Here is a 16451-nt window from a genome sequence, read left to right as displayed (position 1 = left end):
CAGATATGGCGCAGCGGACGGGACTCGAACCCGCGACCCCCGGCGTGACAGGCCGGTATTCTAACCGACTGAACTACCGCTGCGTATCGCTATGGACTTGCGTCCAGTTAACTCGTCTGATCAAAACCCTGGGGTCTGGATCTCGAACCAGGCGAACCTGCTTCGGAAAATATGGCGCAGCGGACGGGACTCGAACCCGCGACCCCCGGCGTGACAGGCCGGTATTCTAACCGACTGAACTACCGCTGCGCGTCGGTGGAGGCTTTTGACAGCTTCCGTCTTGCTTTCGCAAAACTCTCGTAAAACATGGTGGGTGATGACGGGATCGAACCGCCGACATTCTGCTTGTAAGGCAGACGCTCTCCCGGCTGAGCTAATCACCCTTTGCTTCGCTGAGGCCGCGAAATTTACGCAGGTACCGAAGCTAAGTCAATAGCAGGGTTGAAGTTTTTTCAAAACAGTTTCAAACGGCACCCGCGACCGCCCTCACTCATAAATCATTTTCTTGGTCATGCCGCCGTCCACCACGAACTCCTGCCCCGTGACAAAACCGGCATTGCGCGACAACAGCCACGCCACCATCGCCGCCACGTCCTCTACCGTGCCCACCCTTCCCGCGGGATGCTGGGCGTGATCGGCGTCGGTCAGCGGCTCGGCGCGGCGCTGGGATGGGTCCCGTGCATCGATCCAGCCAGGGCTGACGGCGTTGACCCGGATCTCCGGTCCGAGGCTGATGGCCAGGGCATGGGTCAGGGCCAGCAGGCCGCCCTTGCTCGCCGCATAGGCTTCGGTGTCGGGTTCCGATTGCGCGGCGCGGGTCGAGGCCAGGTTGACGATAGCGCCGTTGTGAGCACGCAGATACGGCGCGCAGTGCTTGGCCAGGAGCATCGGCCCACCGAGATTCACCGCCAGGACCCGATTCCAGTAAGCCAGGTCGAGGCTTTCCAGAGTGATGTTGTGCGGGTCAGCGATGGCCGCGTTGCACACCAGCGCGTCGAGCCGCCCGAACTGCCCGAGCACCTCGGCGATACCGGTGGCGACCTGCGCCTCGTCCGCCACGTCCATGGCGATGAACCAAGCGTGGTCGCCCAGGGTCTTCGCCACCTTGGACCCGCGTTCGCGATCCAGATCGGTCAACACCACCTGCCAACCTTCACAGATCAGCCAGGCGGCGATGCCCAGGCCGATGCCCCGCGCGGCGCCCGTAACCAGTGCAACCCGGCCATGAGTGCCGCTCGGCGGCGCAGCCAGCTCGATCACAAGGCCGCCAACCCGCGGGCCAGGTCAGCTTGCAGGTCCGCCACGTCTTCCAGGCCGACCGCGACGCGGATCAGGCTGTCACGAATACCCGCCGATTCACGTTCCTGGGGCGACAGGCGACCGTGGGACGTGGTGCTCGGGTGGGTGATGGTGGTTTTGCTGTCACCCAGGTTGGCCGTGATGGAAATCAACCGAGTCGCATCGATAAAGCGCCAGGCGCCCTCCTTGCCCCCCCTGACCTCGAAGCTCACCACCGCACCGAAACCGCGTTGCTGACGCAAGGCCAGGTCATGTTGCGGATGGCTCTTGAGGCCGGCGTAATGCACCTTCTCGATGCCGTCCTGCTGCTCCAGCCACTCGGCCAGGGCCTGGGCATTGGCGCAATGGGCTTTCATGCGCAGGCCGAGGGTTTCCAGGCCCTTGAGGAAGATCCAGGCGTTGAACGGGCTGAGGGTCGGCCCTGCGGTGCGCAAGAAGCCCACCACCTCTTTCATCTGTTCGCCACGACCGGCCACCACGCCGCCCATGCAACGGCCCTGGCCGTCGATGAACTTGGTCGCCGAATGCACCACCATGTCCGCGCCCAGCTTCAGCGGCTGTTGCAGCGCCGGGGTGCAGAAGCAGTTATCGACCACCAGCATGGCGCCCTTGGCATGGGCGATTTCCGCCAGTGCGGCAATGTCCACCAGTTCAGCCAGGGGGTTGGAAGGCGACTCGACGAAGAGCAGCTTGGTATTGGCCTTGATTGCCGCATCCCAAGCGGACAGATCCGCCAGGGGCACGTAATCGACTTCCACGCCGAAACGCTTGAAATACTTTTCGAACAGGCTGATGGTCGAACCGAAGACGCTACGCGACACCAGCACATGGTCGCCGGCGCTGCACAGGCTCATCACCACGGCCATGATCGCGGCCATGCCGGTGGCGGTCGCCACGGCTTGCTCGGCGCCTTCCAGGGCGGCGATGCGCTCCTCGAAGGCCCGCACGGTCGGGTTGGTGTAGCGCGAGTAGACGTTGCCCGGCACCTCGCCGGCAAACCGCGCCGCAGCGTCGGCAGCCGTGCGGAACACGTAGCTGGAGGTAAAGAACATCGGATCGCCATGTTCGGCTTCCGGTGTACGGTGCTGACCCGCGCGAACCGCCAGGGTATCGAACGCTACGCCTTCAAGGTCGCTGTCCAGCCGACCGGCATCCCAATCCTGACTCATGCTGTCACTCCTTTAATCGGTTAAACGCAAACCGGCCCCTCGGGGCCGGTTCGTACTCAGTTGTTGTACAGGTCGATGATCGCACTGACCGCCTGGGTCTTGGCCTTGGACGCATCGTTACGCGCGTTCTCGATCTTGTTCAAGTAGGCGTCGTCGATGTCGCCGGTGACGTACTTGCCGTCGAACACTGCGCAATCGAACTGCTCGATCTTGATCTTGCCGCCGCCCACCGCTTCGATCAGGTCCGGCAGGTCCTGATAGATCAGCCAGTCGGCGCCGATCAGGTCGGCCACGTCCTGGGTGGTGCGGTTATGAGCGATCAGCTCATGGGCACTCGGCATGTCGATGCCGTAGACGTTCGGGTAGCGCACGGCCGGGGCCGCGGAGCAGAAATACACGTTCTTGGCGCCGGCTTCGCGGGCCATCTGGATGATCTGCTTGCAGGTGGTGCCACGCACAATGGAATCATCCACCAGCATCACGTTCTTGCCGCGGAATTCCAGTTCGATGGCGTTGAGCTTCTGGCGTACGGATTTTTTCCGTGCGGCCTGGCCCGGCATGATGAAGGTCCGGCCGATGTAGCGGTTCTTCACGAAGCCTTCGCGGAACTTGACGCCCAGGTGGTTCGCCAGCTCCAGGGCCGCGGTGCGGCTGGTGTCCGGGATCGGGATGACCACGTCGATGTCGTGCTCCGGACGCTCGCGCAGGATCTTGTCGGCCAGCTTCTCGCCCATGCGCAGGCGCGCCTTGTAGACCGAGATACCGTCGATGATCGAGTCCGGACGCGCCAGGTAGACGTGTTCGAAGATGCACGGGGTCAGGGACGGGTTGGTCGCGCACTGGCGGGTGTGCAGCTTGCCGTCTTCCGTGATGTAGACCGCTTCGCCGGGAGCCAGGTCGCGAATCAGGGTGAAGCCCAGCACGTCCAGGGACACGCTTTCGGAGGCGATCATGTACTCGACGCCTTCGTCGGTGTGACGCTGGCCGAACACGATCGGGCGGATGCCATGGGGGTCGCGGAAACCGACGATGCCATAGCCGGTGATCATCGCCACCACCGCGTAGCCACCCACGCAACGGTTGTGCACGTCGGTCACGGCGGCGAACACGTCTTCTTCGGTGGGCTGCAGCTTGCCGCGCTGGGCCAGCTCATGGGCGAACACGTTGAGCATCACTTCCGAGTCGGAACTGGTGTTGACGTGGCGCAAGTCAGATTCGTAGATCTCCTTGGCCAGTTGCTCGACGTTGGTCAGGTTGCCGTTGTGCGCCAGGGTGATGCCGTAAGGCGAGTTGACGTAGAACGGCTGGGCTTCAGCCGACGTCGAGCTGCCCGCGGTCGGGTAGCGCACGTGGCCGATACCCATGTGGCCGACCAGACGCTGCATGTGACGCTGGTGGAACACGTCACGCACCAGGCCGTTGTCCTTGCGCAGGAATAACCGGCCGTCATGGCTGGTCACGATACCGGCAGCGTCCTGGCCGCGGTGCTGGAGCACGGTTAGCGCGTCATACAGCGCCTGATTGACGTTCGACTTACCGACGATACCGACGATGCCACACATGCGACGCAACCCCTACTTAATGGATCTGAACTGAACAACACTCACTGCGGCGTTTTGGCCGTCGGCAAGAGGTGTTCCTTGAACGGTATTTCAGCGGGTACGCTGATACCGCTGGCAAGCCACTGACTGCTCCAACCCAGGATCAGGTTTTTGGACCAGTCTGCGACCAATAGAAATTGTGGCACGAGCCGGGACTCCTGCCACCACGTATCCTGCTGCACCGGACCCAGGCTCAAGAGCCCGACGGCCACGACCACCAGCAACGCGCCACGCGCCGCGCCAAAGGCCATGCCCAGGAACCGGTCCGTCCCGGAAAGCCCGGTGACGCGAATCAGTTCGCCGATCAGATAATTGATCATTGCGCCAACCAGCAAGGTGGCGATAAACAAGATGGCGCAGCCCGCGATCACGCGGGCCGAGGGAGTTTCGATGTATCCGGCGAGGTACTGGGACAGCGAACCACCAAACATCCAGGCTACGACTCCCGCGATGATCCAGGTCAGCAGCGAGAGGGCTTCCTTGACGAAGCCGCGGCTCAGACTGATCAATGCGGAGATGGCGACGATCGCAACGATCGCCCAGTCAACCCAGGTAAATGGCACGGTGCAGCCTACAGACGGATAAGGCGGCGCATTTTAGCAGAGCCCAGGGCTGTCGGTAAGCTGCGTGATTCAAATCAGCTAAATCGCCGTCAACCGCGCTCAGGCTGGAAGCGCACGACGAACCCCTTGAGGTTCTGCTGGCGGCCGAGCAGATCACGCAGGCGGTCGGCCTCGGCACGCTCGATCAACGGCCCGACAAACACCCGGTTCTTGCCATCGGCGGAGCGGATATAGGCGTTGTAGCCCTGGCTGCGCAGGGTTTTCTGCAAGTTCTCGGCACTTTCGCGACTGGTCAGGCTGGCCAGTTGCACCGACCAACTGACCGACAGGCCATTGGCGTCCACGCGACTCTGGGTCGTGTCCGGCTTGGTCGGCGCGGCGGTGATCGGCTGGCTCGGAGCCGGTTTGATCGCCGGCGCCGCTGGAACAGCCACGGGCGCGACAGCCGGTTTGCTCGGTGCAGCCGGAGCTGGCGTGGCAGGAACAGGTGCAATCGGCGTGGAAGGCGCAGCAGGTTGCTCAGCCAGTTCCTCGTCGCTTGGCACCGGCTCCTGGGGCAAGACCTGGGGCTCGGGCACGGCCACCGGTTCGACCTGCACGGGCGGCACCGAAGGTGCCTGGGGCGCGGCTGGCGCGTCGACCGTGACCTGGCGTTGCTCGTCCTGGCGGGAAAACAGCATCGGCAGGAAAATCACCGCCAGGGCCACCAATACCAGGGCCCCGACCATGCGCTGCTTGTACGCTTTATCCAGCAATGCCATCTGCAGCTTCCTCCGTGGAGCGCCGGGCCAACCATTGAAGGGCCTCGGCAACACAAAAAAATGATCCGAACAGCAGGATTTCATCATTGGCCGTCGCCAGGGCGCACTGCCCTTCCAGGGCGTCAGCCACGCTGGCGTAGGCTTGCACTGAAGCACCGTGACGCTGCAAGGCCTCCTGCAGCTCAGCCGCCGTACGTGAGCGCGGCGAATCCAGCGGCGTCACCGCCCAGTGCTGGACACTAGCATCCAACGCATCGACAACGCCATCCAGATCCTTGTCGGACAACAGCCCGAACACCGCCAGGCGCCGTCCCGCCACGGGCCGCCGCGCCAGGCGTTCGGCCAGGTACTGCGCCGCATGGGGGTTATGGCCGACGTCCAGCAACAGGTTCAGGCGTTTGCCTTGCCAATCGAACTGACGGCGGTCGAGGCGCCCGACCACACGGGTCGCCTGCAACGCCTGGACGATTTGCCCGGCCTCCCAGGGCAAGCCCAGCAACAAATAGGCCTGGAGCGCCAGCGCGGCGTTCTCCATCGGCAGGTCCAACAGTGGCAGGTCGCGCAACTCCACTGGATTACCGCGCAGATCGCTGCCGCGCCATTGCCAGTGCTGCTCGGTCATCGCCAGATCGAAATCCCGCCCTCGCAGAAAGAACGGACAGCTAAGCTCGCGAACCTTGTCCAGCAATGGCTGAGGAGGATTGAGATCGCCACAGAGCGCAGGCGCGCCCTGGCGGAAGATGCCGGCCTTCTCGAAGGCTACGGATTCGCGGGTATTGCCCAGGTAATCGGCATGGTCCACGCCAATGCTGGTGACCAGTGCAATGTCGGCGTCCACCAGGTTGACCGTATCCAGCCGCCCGCCCAGACCGACTTCCAGCACGACCGCATCGAGACCGGCACGGGCAAACAACCAGAACGCCGCCAGGGTGCCCATCTCGAAATACGTGAGGGTTGTATCGCCTCGCCCGGCTTCCACCGCGGCAAAGGCTTCGCACAGCTGGGCGTCAGTGGCTTCGACGCCGTTCACTTGCACCCGTTCGTTGTAGCGCAACAGGTGCGGCGAGCTGTACACACCGACGCTCAGCCCCTGGGCCCGCAGCAGAGAAGCCACGAAGGCGCAGGTCGAACCCTTGCCGTTGGTGCCGGTGACGGTGACGACCCGGGGCGCCGGCTTGGCCAGTCCCATGCGGGACGCTACCGTTTGCGAGCGCTCCAGCCCCATGTCGATGGCCGATGGATGCAACTGCTCGAGGTAGGCAAGCCAGTCGCCCAGGGTGCGTTGGGTCATAGCCCGGCAGGCACTGGCGGAACCACGATCGGCTCGATCGGTGCGGCGACGAATGTCGGCGTCGGCAGGCCCATCAGTTGCGCCAGCAGGTTGCCCAGGCGCGGACGCAGCTCTTGGCGATGAATGATCATGTCGATGGCGCCGTGTTCCAGCAGGAACTCGCTGCGCTGGAAGCCTTCCGGCAGTTTTTCACGCACGGTCTGCTCGATCACACGTGGGCCGGCAAAGCCGATCAGGGCTTTCGGCTCGCCGACAATCACGTCGCCGAGCATGGCCAGACTGGCGGAAACACCGCCGTAGACCGGGTCGGTCAGTACCGAGATGAACGGAATGCCTTCTTCACGCAGACGCGCCAGGACCGCGGAGGTCTTGGCCATTTGCATCAGGGAGATCAGCGCTTCCTGCATCCGCGCACCGCCGGAAGCGGCGAAGCAGATCATCGGGCAACGGTTTTCCAGGGCATAGTTGGCCGCGCGAACAAAACGCTCGCCGACGATGGCGCCCATGGAACCGCCCATGAAGGAGAACTCGAAAGCCGAGACCACCACCGGCATGCCCAGCAAGGTGCCGCTCATGGACACCAGGGCGTCTTTTTCACCGGTCTGCTTCTGGGCAGCGGTCAGGCGATCCTTGTATTTCTTGCCGTCGCGGAATTTCAGACGGTCCACCGGCTCCAGGTCGGCGCCCAGCTCCACGCGGCCTTCTGCGTCCAGGAAAATATCGATACGGGCACGCGCGCCGATGCGCATGTGGTGGTTGCACTTAGGGCAAACGTCCAGGGTCTTTTCCAGCTCGGGACGGTACAGCACCGCCTCGCAGGATGGACATTTGTGCCACAGACCTTCAGGCACCGAGCTTTTCTTCACCTCGGAACGCATGATCGAAGGGATCAGTTTGTCTACTAACCAGTTGCTCATGCTTTCTTTCTCCAGTACCGGCGGCCCGAACGCTCTGGTTCGCGGCCCCGCGTATGCCCTTGAGCTAAATTCATTGTGCGGCGAGGGTCGAACGGCCACCACGGTCAGCGCGAAACATGACCTGCGTGCAGCCCAACCTCCTCTGCCATCCCGGCAACCGCTGCACCGCGGTTGCCCCTACGCTATCGGCCCACCCGGAGGCGGTGCCTGCCTGCTTTGTACAGTGCAGGTATGGACGGCGGCAGTCTGCCAGCCGTCACATTGACTACTGGCTGTTGCGAACAGCAGCCATGAACGCACGAATCTTTGCCGGATCCTTGATGCCCTTGCCCTGCTCCACCCCACCGCTCACATCCACTGCATAGGGGCGAACCTGACGAATGGCCGCGGCGACGTTTTCCGCCGTCAGGCCGCCGGCCAGGACGATCGGCTTGCCCAGGCCTTGTGGCACCAGCGACCAGTCGAAGGCTTCGCCGGTACCGCCGGGAACGCCTTCTACATAGGTGTCCAGCAAGATACCGCTGGCACTGGCAAAGGCTTCGCAACCGGCGGCAATGTCGTCACCGGCCTTGACCCGCAACGCCTTGATGTACGGACGATGCCAGCCTTCGCAGTCGGCCGGGGTTTCGTCGCCATGGAACTGCAACAAGCCCAGCGGCACCGCATAGAGGATCTCGCCCAGCTCGCAACGACTGGCATTGACGAACAGGCCCACCGGGGTCACGAACGGCGGCAAGGCCTGGACGATCGCCCGCGCCTGCTGCACCGTCACCGCCCGCGGGCTCTTGGCGTAGAACACCAGCCCGATGGCATCGGCCCCGGCCTCGACCGCCGCCAACGCGTCCTCGACGCGGGTGATCCCGCAAATCTTGCTGCGAACGACGGGCATGGTGGGTAAAACCTCAGGCAAATCCGTGAAAGTCCCGGATGGTAACAAATGCTGCGGAGGGCGTCAGCCGTCGAGTTCCGAGAAGCCAGTGAGGAAATGTGGCCCGATGTAACGCTCCGGCAGCTCGAACTCATCGCGATATTCGACCTGTACCAGGTACAAGCCAAACGGATGCGCCGTGACACCACCGGAACGGCGGACACGGCTGTCGAGCACTTCCTTGATCCATTCCACCGGCCGCTCGCCGGCACCAATGGTCATCAGCACGCCGGCAATGTTGCGCACCATGTGATGCAGGAAGGCGCTGGCGCGGATGTCGAGCACGATCATCTTGCCGTGACGGGTCACGCGCAGGTGATGCAGCTCCTTGATCGGCGACTTGGCCTGGCACTGGCCGGCACGGAAGGCGCTGAAATCATGGACACCGACCAGGTACTGTGCGGCCTCGGCCATGCGCTCGACGTCCAGCGGGCGGTGGTTCCAGGTGATTTCTTCGTTCAGGTGCGCCGGACGGATCTGATCGTTGTAGATCACGTAGCGATAACGCCGGGCGATGGCCTTGAAGCGCGCATGGAAATGCGCCGGCATCACCTTGGCCCAGCTGACGCTGACATCGTGGGGCAAGTTGATGTTGGCGCCCATGACCCAGGCCTTCATCGAACGCTCGACCTGGGTGTCGAAATGCACCACCTGGCCGCAGGCATGCACGCCGGCATCGGTACGGCCGGCGCAATGCAGCGACACGGGCGAGTCGGCGACTTTGGACAGCGCGTTTTCGAGGGTTTCCTGCACCGTCAATACACCGGACGCCTGACGCTGCCAGCCACGGTAGCGCGAGCCTTTGTATTCAACGCCCAAGGCGATCCGGAAAAAGCCGTCGGCCGCCATTTCGGCGGCCGGGTTGTCTATGTTTGCCAAGGAATTACAGCCTGCTGAGGTACGCAAAGGCGGGCATTATAAGGCCGTCGGGGCGGGATGCCAGTGCAACCAGGGGTCCTGGGTTGAATCGACTGCCGCCATCGCGAGCAAGCTCGGCTCCCACAGGGGGGCTCGGGTGCTCATAAATCCTGTGTCCAGCACAAATCCCTGTGGGAGCTGAGCTTGCTCGCGATAGCGGTGGGTCAGCTTGCGAAGATGTTGAATATGCCGCCGTCATCGCGAGCAAGCTCGGCTCCCACAGGGGTTCTCGGGTATTCACAATATCCTATGTCCAGCACAAATCCATGTGGGAGCTGAGCTTGCTCGCGATAGCGGTGGGTCAGCTTGCGAAGATGTTGAATATGCCGCCGTCATCGCGAGCAAGCTCGGCTCCCACAGGGGGGCTCGGGTGCTCATAAATCCTGTGTCCAGCACAAATCCCTGTGGGAGCTGAGCTTGCTCGCGATAGCGGTGGGTCAGCTTGCGAAGATGTTGAATATGCCGCCGTCATCGCGAGCAAGCTCGGCTCCCACAGGGGTTCTCGGGTATTCACAATATCCTATGTCCAGCACAAATCCATGTGGGAGCTGAGTTTGCTCGCGATGGGGCCAGCCCAAACGCCATTACCTCCCCTGCCCCAAACAAGAACGGCAGCCTCATCGGCTGCCGTTCTTGTTCACCCGATCCTCTCAGACCAAGCGCGACAACATTTCCTGCGCTTCGCTCTTCTGAGTGGCATCGCCTTCGCTGAGGACTTCACCAAGGATGTCGCGGGCGCCGTCGTTGTCGCCCATGTCGATGTAGGCCTGGGCCAGATCGAGCTTGGTCGCCACCTCATCGGTACCGCTGAGGAAGTCGAAGTCCGGCTCGTCTTCAGCGCCAACCAAGGCATCTTCGGCGGTGAAGGTCGGTTGACCCAGGCTGTCGGACAGGCGATCCAGTTCGGCGTTTACATCGTCCAGCTCGGATTCGAAGGCATCCTTTGGCCGGTCAGGGGCATCCATCTCGTCGGCAAGGGACAGATCGAAATCCGCCGGCAATTCGAGATCGTCGGCTGGCGTATCGTCCAGGGCTGGCGTTTCAGCTGCAGGAAGATCCAGGCCCTTGAGGTCATCATCCAGATCCAGGAGGAAGTCTTCGTCATCGAGCGCCGCGACCGGGGTCGGCGCGTCGGCGCCCAGGTCCAGGTCGAATTCCGACAGGTCGTCCAGGCTTTCGTTGGCTTCAGTCTGCTGCTTGAGCACCGACTCGAAACTCAGGTCGTCGTCTTCCGGGAATGCGTCCAGCTCGGCGACAGGCTCCGGTGCAGGCGCGACCGGGGTCTCCAGATCATCCAGGCTCAGGTCGAAGGCGCTGTCCAGCTCCTCATCGGTGGGCGATTTGTCTTCCAGCAGGTCCTTGACGTACTGCGCGTCCAGCTCTGCAGCCACTGTCGCCGCAGCAAGGCCAGCAGCGGCGGTAGCGACCACCATGGCCGGGAAACGGCTTTTCAGCTGTTCAACCTGGGCGAAGTTGTCGCCATTGGCCACCAGTTGGCGTTCCTGGGCGACAAAGGCGTCGCGGTCGCCCTGCTGACCGTAGACTTCCATCAGTTTCAGACGCAAGTCGCTGCGCTGGGGTTCGGCCTTGATGCCCTGCTCAAGCAAGTCGGCGGCCTGGTTCAAGCGGCCGCGGTCGATATGGGACTGGGCCTGGGGCAGCACGTCGTCGGAACGCTCGGCGGCCGGCGCCACCAATGGCGCGGCGATAGGCGGCGTGACCACCACAGGCGCGATCACCGGGGCCGGCTTGGGCGCTGGCGCAGGGGCCGGTTTTGGCTCGAGTTTTACGCTAGGCGGTGGAACCTCAATGCCCTCGAAGCTGCTCGGGGGCAGATCGAGCTCCGGGGAGAAGTCAGCCTCCTCCTCGAGGGCCCGGGCCATGCGCAAGTGTTTTTCCGCTTCCTGCTGGGCCTTGCGGCGACGGGCGAGCAACAACAGCAGCAACAGCAAAAGCAGCGCGCCGCCGCCAATCAACCCTAGCAGGATCGGATTGGTCAGCAGGTCGTTGTATTTTTGCTCGTTGGACGCGGCAGGCGTCGGCTCGACCGATGCGGCAGGCAGCGTCGCTTCCGGGGTCGCTTCTGGCGCAGGTGCAGGCGCAGTCGTCGGGGCCTGTGCCGCTGGCGCAGGGGTCAGCTCGGCGGACATCGCCGCAGGCGCCTCGCCAGCAGGTGCTTCGCCAGCAGGCGGAACGGCGGCACCTTCGGCCTGCATCTTGGCCAGTTGGTTGTTCTTCAGCTCGATCAGGCGCTGCAGTTTGTCCAGTTGGCTCTGCAGATCCGCCATGCGGCTTTTCAGTTCTTCGTTGTCCCGGCGAGCCGAATCGAGGCTTTCCTGGGTGACTGCAAGCTTGTTGCTGAGCGCCTGGGCATCGCCGGCAGCGCCCTTGCCCTTGCCGCCCGCCTTCGCCGAGTCGGCCGACACCAGACTCAAGTTGTCGCGACCAGCCGCCTGTGCCGGCGCGCCTTCGCCACGGCCACGCTTGGTGGCGTCCAACTGCTGCTTGCCAGCACCCGCCACGCCACGACGCCCCGAGCGCCAGGCGGCGTTCTGCGCAGCCACTTCGGCGATGGCCTGGGGTTGCGGCAACGCCGTGCTTTGCACCGGATCTGGCAGGCGCAACACCTGGCCGGTCTTGAGCAGGTTGATGTTGCCGTTGATGAACGCGTTCGGGTTCAACGCCTGGATCGCCAGCATGGTTTGCTGGACCGACCCACCGTTGCGCACCTTGGCGGCGATTTCCCACAGGGTATCGCGCGGCGTGGTGGTGTACTGGGACGGCTTGGTGGCCCCAGTAACCGGCGTGGACACGACCTGGGGCGGTTTTGCCCGGGCAGCGTCGGCGGCCTGTGGCGAGAATTTGGAAGGATCGAGCAATACGCTGTAGTCGCGCAGCAGACGGCCGTTGGGCCACATCACCTGCACCAGGAACTTGACCATGGGCTCTGACAACGGCCGGCTGGACGTGACCCGCAGGACACTCTTGCCGTTGGCGTTGATCACCGGGGTGAAACTCAGGTCATTGAGAAAGGCCTGGCGGTCGACCCCGGCCTTGGCGAAGTCGTCGGGCGAGGCCAGGCTCGGCACGACTTCGGCGGCGGTCAGTTGCTGGACGTCAAGCAACTCGATCTCGGCGACCAGGGGCTGGTTCGGCGTCGACTTCAGGGTCAATTCCCCGAGCCCGAGCGCTTGCGCCATACCGGAGGACAGCGCCGAGGCGGCCGCTATTGCTAACACCAGTTTGCGAACTTGAACCATAGCCTCTTCCTTTGTTTGAACATTCCTCGGCCAGCGAGAAGGTATTGATGCCGCTGCCGTAAGGCATTGCGCGCAGCCCCGAAGCAACGGTGCGCGCGATCGTTTCACTCATGCCCCGGGCAAGTCCCCGCAGGGATGTTCGCCTTCAACGCTCTGGCCAAGCATAGCGCCCAGCTAGAATCATTCGACAAATTGTTGCCAAGTATCTTTTACAGCAGGTCTTTTATCAACAACTCAGCCACTTGCACTGCATTGAGCGCCGCGCCCTTGCGCACGTTATCTGACGTCAGCCACATATTTAGTTCAGCCGGATCGTCGATCCCACCGCGCACACGACCAACGTAGACCACATCCTGCCCCACCGCATCACCCACTGCAGTCGGGTAATCGCCCGCCTCCACCAGCTCGATGCCGGGCGCCGCTTCCAGGGCCGCGTTGACCTTGGCCAGGTCGATGGCGCTAGCAGACTGCACGGTCACGCTAAAGCTATCGCCAAAAAACACCGGGGCTTGAATGCAAGTGACGGAAATCTTTAATAAAGGTTGATTCAGCACCTGGCGCAACTCGCGGACCAAGCGCTTTTCCAGCGATGTATGGCCCTGTTCGTCCGGGGCGCCGACCTGGGCCAGCAGGTTGAACGCCATCTGCCGATCAAAGAATTTCGGTTCCAGTGGACGGGCGTTGAGCAGCTCGGCGGTCTGGCGCGCCAGCTCGCTCACGGCCACGCGGCCCTGGGCCGACACCGCGAGGCTGGCGGTCAGGCTGATGCGCTGCAGATCCAGGCATTCGCGCAGTGGCGCCAGCACCACCGCCAAGGCCGTGGCCGATGCGCTGGGGCTGGTGACTTGCAACGGCTTACTCAAACCGGCCAGGACCTGGGCGTTGGCTTCCGGCACAATCTGTGGCGCCTGCTCGGGCGGCAAGGCCCCGGACAAGTCGATCAACGCACAGCCAGCCGCCGTGGCCCGCGGGGCGAAACTCAAGGTCACCGCCGGGCCGGCGGCGAAGAACACCAATTGGACTTTGCTGAAATCGAATTCGTCGACTTCGCGCACCCGCACGTTTTTGCCGCGAAACATCACCGAGCTGCCTGCCGATTCGCTGCTGGCCAACAGGTACAGGTTGCCGACCGGAAAGTTTCGTTCTTCGAGAATCTGGACAAGGGTTTCGCCGACAGTACCGGTGGCGCCGATCACGGCAATATCAAAGGACTGGCTCATGGGTCTACCTCAGGTAAAACGTGGGGAGCGGCACTTTACCGGGTGGTGGGTATGCAGGCAATTGGCCGGAGGGTTTGCAGTGCCTGGGGCGACCTCATCGCGAGCAAGCTCGCTCCCACAGGTTTTGTGGTCACTGAAGATCCCATGTGGGAGCGAGCTTGCTCGCGATGAGGCCAGCCCTGACACACAACTGCCCCCAATAAAAAACCCGCACCTCTCACAAGGCACGGGTTCTTTCACAGCAATATCCAATCAACGCTCGAGCAGGATCCGCAGCATGCGGCGCAGCGGTTCGGCCGCGCCCCACAGCAGTTGGTCGCCGACGGTGAAGGCACCGACGAATTGCGAACCCATGTTCAATTTGCGCAGACGGCCCACCGGTACATTCAGGGTGCCGGTGACCTTGGTCGGGCTCAGCTCCTGCATGCTGGTTTCGCGATTGTTCGGCACCAGCTTGACCCAAGGGTTGTGCTGGCTGATCAGCCCTTCGATGTCGGCGATAGGCACGTCTTTGTTCAGCTTGATGGTCAGCGCCTGGCTGTGGCAGCGCATGGCGCCGATGCGCACGCAGATGCCGTCCACCGGGATCGGGCTCTTGAAGCGACCCAGGATCTTGTTGGTTTCAGCCTGGGCCTTCCACTCTTCGCGGCTCTGGCCGTTGGGCAGTTCCTTGTCGATCCACGGGATCAGGCTGCCGGCCAGCGGTACGCCGAAGTTCTCGGTCGGGTAGGCATCGCTGCGCATCGCCTCGGCGACCTTGCGGTCGATGTCGAGGATGGCGCTGGCCGGGTTGGCCAGGTCATCGGCGACGGCGGCGTGGGTGGCGCCCATCTGCTTGATCAGCTCACGCATGTTCTGCGCACCAGCACCGGACGCCGCCTGATAGGTCATGGCGCTCATCCACTCCACCAGGCCGGCTTCGAACAGGCCGCCCAGGCCCATCAGCATCAGGCTGACGGTGCAGTTGCCGCCAATGTAGTTCTTGGTGCCCGCATCCAGCTGCTGGTCGATGACCTTGCGGTTGACCGGATCGAGGATGATCACCGCGTCGTCCTGCATGCGCAGGCTGGAAGCGGCGTCGATCCAGTAACCCTGCCAGCCGGCTTCACGCAGCTTGGGGAACACTTCGCTGGTGTAGTCGCCACCCTGGCAAGTCAGGATCACGTCGAGGGTCTTGAGCTCTTCGATGCTGTAGGCATCCTTGAGCACACCGGTGTCCTTGCCCACGGACGGGCCCTGGCCACCGACATTGGAAGTGGTGAAAAACACCGGCTCAATGAGATCGAAATCCTGCTCTTCCAGCATTCGCTGCATGAGCACGGAACCGACCATGCCGCGCCAACCGATCAGACCTACACGTTTCATCGCAACTACACCTATACAAAAGTGGGCCACCGTCGAAGCGGTGGGCCCGAAAGATTACAGATTCCGCAGCGCGGCGACTACTGCATCGCCCATTTGCTGCGTACCGACTTTGGTACAACCTTGCGACCAGATATCACCGGTGCGCAAGCCTTGGTCCAAGACCACGCTGACGGCTTTTTCGATCGCGTCGGCGGCATCGTTCAAGTTGAAGCTGTAGCGCAGCATCATCGACACCGACAGGATGGTCGCCAATGGGTTGGCAATGCCCTGCCCGGCGATGTCCGGTGCCGAACCGTGGCACGGCTCGTACATACCCTTGTTGTTGGCGTCCAGGGAGGCCGACGGCAGCATGCCGATGGAACCGGTGAGCATCGACGCTTCGTCGGACAGGATGTCGCCGAACATGTTGTCGGTGACGATCACGTCGAACTGCTTCGGTGCGCGCACCAGTTGCATGGCGGCGTTGTCGACGTACATGTGGCTCAGCTCGATGTCCGGGTAATCCTTGGCCACCTGCTCGACCACTTCACGCCACAGTTGGCTGGACGCCAGCACGTTGGCCTTGTCCACCGAGCACAGCTTCTTGCCGCGCACACGGGCCATGTCGAAGCCGACCCGGGCGATACGGCGGATTTCGCTTTCGCTGTACGGCAGGGTGTCGTAGGCCTGGCGCTCGCCATTATCCAACTCACGGGTGCCACGCGGGGCGCCGAAGTAGATACCGCCGGTCAGCTCACGGACGATAAGGATGTCCAGACCCGAAACGATTTCCGGCTTCAGGCTCGATGCGTCGGCCAGTTGCGGGTAAAGAATCGCCGGACGCAGGTTGCCGAACAGGCCCAGTTGCGCACGAATCTTCAGCAGGCCGCGCTCAGGGCGGATGTCGCGTTCGATCTTGTCCCATTTCGGGCCACCCACGGCGCCCAGCAGCACGGCATCGGCAGCACGGGCACGGTCCAGGGTTTCGTCGGCCAGGGGCACGCCGTGCTTGTCGATGGCGGCGCCGCCGATCACGTCGTGGCTGAGTTCGAAGCCCAGGTCGTACTTGTCGTTCGCCAGCTCCAGGACCTTGACCGCCTCGGCCATGATTTCCGGGCCGATACCGTCACCTGGGAGAATCAGAATCTGCTTGCTCATGCTTTCCTCGTTTGCTCTGTCG

At 63.0% G+C, this 16451-nt stretch carries 13 protein-coding genes and 3 tRNA genes; all 16 read right to left on the bottom strand.

Features of this window, described 5'->3' with window-relative positions; genetic code table 11:
• Positions 1–6 precede the first annotated feature (6 nt).
• The 16 genes from AB4N80_RS15140 to leuB all read right to left on the bottom strand — a co-directional run bounded on the left by AB4N80_RS15140 (position 7) and on the right by leuB (position 16429).
• Positions 7–83, bottom strand: a tRNA-Asp gene (locus tag AB4N80_RS15140).
• Between the two features lie 89 nt (positions 84–172).
• Positions 173–249, bottom strand: a tRNA-Asp gene (locus AB4N80_RS15135).
• Positions 250–307: 58 nt separating this feature from the next.
• A tRNA-Val gene (locus AB4N80_RS15130) sits at positions 308–383 on the bottom strand.
• 103 nt (positions 384–486) lie between these two features.
• Positions 487–1260, bottom strand: coding sequence for an SDR family oxidoreductase (locus tag AB4N80_RS15125; RefSeq protein WP_460082782.1), 774 nt, complete (start codon positions 1258–1260; stop codon positions 487–489).
• Positions 1257–2468, bottom strand: coding sequence for an O-succinylhomoserine sulfhydrylase (locus tag AB4N80_RS15120; protein ID WP_460082779.1), 1212 nt, complete (start codon positions 2466–2468; stop codon positions 1257–1259). Before AB4N80_RS15120 ends, AB4N80_RS15125 begins: the two co-directional genes overlap by 4 nt.
• A gap of 56 nt (positions 2469–2524) precedes the next feature.
• Complete coding sequence (gene purF / locus AB4N80_RS15115; protein ID WP_053123453.1) at positions 2525–4030, bottom strand: amidophosphoribosyltransferase; 1506 nt, start codon at positions 4028–4030, stop codon at positions 2525–2527.
• Positions 4031–4071: 41 nt separating this feature from the next.
• Entirely contained in the window at positions 4072–4632 is a 561-nt protein-coding gene (locus AB4N80_RS15110; protein ID WP_030142022.1) for a CvpA family protein, read from the bottom strand.
• Positions 4633–4721: 89 nt separating this feature from the next.
• The gene (locus AB4N80_RS15105) at positions 4722–5393 is read right to left on the bottom strand and encodes an SPOR domain-containing protein (RefSeq protein ID WP_305467713.1); all 672 of its coding nucleotides are present in this window, start codon (positions 5391–5393) and stop codon (positions 4722–4724) included.
• Complete coding sequence (folC, locus tag AB4N80_RS15100; protein ID WP_122566033.1) at positions 5377–6684, bottom strand: bifunctional tetrahydrofolate synthase/dihydrofolate synthase; 1308 nt, start codon at positions 6682–6684, stop codon at positions 5377–5379. The genes AB4N80_RS15105 and folC overlap by 17 nt, the downstream gene beginning before the upstream one ends.
• Positions 6681–7601 (bottom strand): acetyl-CoA carboxylase, carboxyltransferase subunit beta, encoded by a 921-nt coding sequence (gene accD, locus AB4N80_RS15095; RefSeq protein ID WP_122566034.1) that lies wholly within the window; start codon positions 7599–7601, stop codon positions 6681–6683. Before accD ends, folC begins: the two co-directional genes overlap by 4 nt.
• A gap of 265 nt (positions 7602–7866) precedes the next feature.
• Positions 7867–8490: a phosphoribosylanthranilate isomerase gene (locus tag AB4N80_RS15090; RefSeq protein WP_460082774.1), complete on the bottom strand. Its 624-nt coding sequence runs from the start codon at positions 8488–8490 to the stop codon at positions 7867–7869.
• Positions 8491–8553: 63 nt separating this feature from the next.
• On the bottom strand, positions 8554–9378 hold the full coding sequence (truA, locus tag AB4N80_RS15085; protein ID WP_018610821.1) for a tRNA pseudouridine(38-40) synthase TruA: 825 nt from the start codon (positions 9376–9378) through the stop codon (positions 8554–8556).
• 719 nt (positions 9379–10097) lie between these two features.
• A complete protein-coding gene (locus tag AB4N80_RS15080; RefSeq protein ID WP_460082771.1) occupies positions 10098–12707 on the bottom strand; it encodes a FimV/HubP family polar landmark protein in 2610 nt (869 codons plus the stop codon).
• 209 nt (positions 12708–12916) lie between these two features.
• Complete coding sequence (locus AB4N80_RS15075) at positions 12917–13927, bottom strand: aspartate-semialdehyde dehydrogenase (protein ID WP_460082767.1); 1011 nt, start codon at positions 13925–13927, stop codon at positions 12917–12919.
• 252 nt (positions 13928–14179) lie between these two features.
• Positions 14180–15292: an aspartate-semialdehyde dehydrogenase gene (gene asd, locus AB4N80_RS15070; RefSeq protein ID WP_053185893.1), complete on the bottom strand. Its 1113-nt coding sequence runs from the start codon at positions 15290–15292 to the stop codon at positions 14180–14182.
• Between the two features lie 54 nt (positions 15293–15346).
• A complete protein-coding gene (gene leuB, locus AB4N80_RS15065) occupies positions 15347–16429 on the bottom strand; it encodes a 3-isopropylmalate dehydrogenase (protein WP_354338596.1) in 1083 nt (360 codons plus the stop codon).
• Positions 16430–16451 lie beyond the last annotated feature (22 nt).

This window comes from Pseudomonas sp. H3_A02 (assembly GCF_054671965.1).
Note: the sequence above shows the minus strand (reverse complement) of the source record. Positions and strands in the feature narration are given on the sequence as shown.

Coding starts and splice junctions, on each gene's coding strand:
- folC (WP_122566033.1), bottom strand. CDS start 6,684: ATGACCCAACGCACCCTGGGCGACTGGCTTGCCTACCTCGAGCAGTTG.
- leuB (WP_354338596.1), bottom strand. CDS start 16,429: ATGAGCAAGCAGATTCTGATTCTCCCAGGTGACGGTATCGGCCCGGAA.
- AB4N80_RS15080 (WP_460082771.1), bottom strand. CDS start 12,707: ATGGTTCAAGTTCGCAAACTGGTGTTAGCAATAGCGGCCGCCTCGGCG.
- AB4N80_RS15090 (WP_460082774.1), bottom strand. CDS start 8,490: ATGCCCGTCGTTCGCAGCAAGATTTGCGGGATCACCCGCGTCGAGGAC.
- asd (WP_053185893.1), bottom strand. CDS start 15,292: ATGAAACGTGTAGGTCTGATCGGTTGGCGCGGCATGGTCGGTTCCGTG.
- truA (WP_018610821.1), bottom strand. CDS start 9,378: ATGGCGGCCGACGGCTTTTTCCGGATCGCCTTGGGCGTTGAATACAAA.
- accD (WP_122566034.1), bottom strand. CDS start 7,601: ATGAGCAACTGGTTAGTAGACAAACTGATCCCTTCGATCATGCGTTCC.
- AB4N80_RS15105 (WP_305467713.1), bottom strand. CDS start 5,393: ATGGCATTGCTGGATAAAGCGTACAAGCAGCGCATGGTCGGGGCCCTG.
- AB4N80_RS15075 (WP_460082767.1), bottom strand. CDS start 13,927: ATGAGCCAGTCCTTTGATATTGCCGTGATCGGCGCCACCGGTACTGTC.
- AB4N80_RS15120 (WP_460082779.1), bottom strand. CDS start 2,468: ATGAGTCAGGATTGGGATGCCGGTCGGCTGGACAGCGACCTTGAAGGC.
- purF (WP_053123453.1), bottom strand. CDS start 4,030: ATGTGTGGCATCGTCGGTATCGTCGGTAAGTCGAACGTCAATCAGGCG.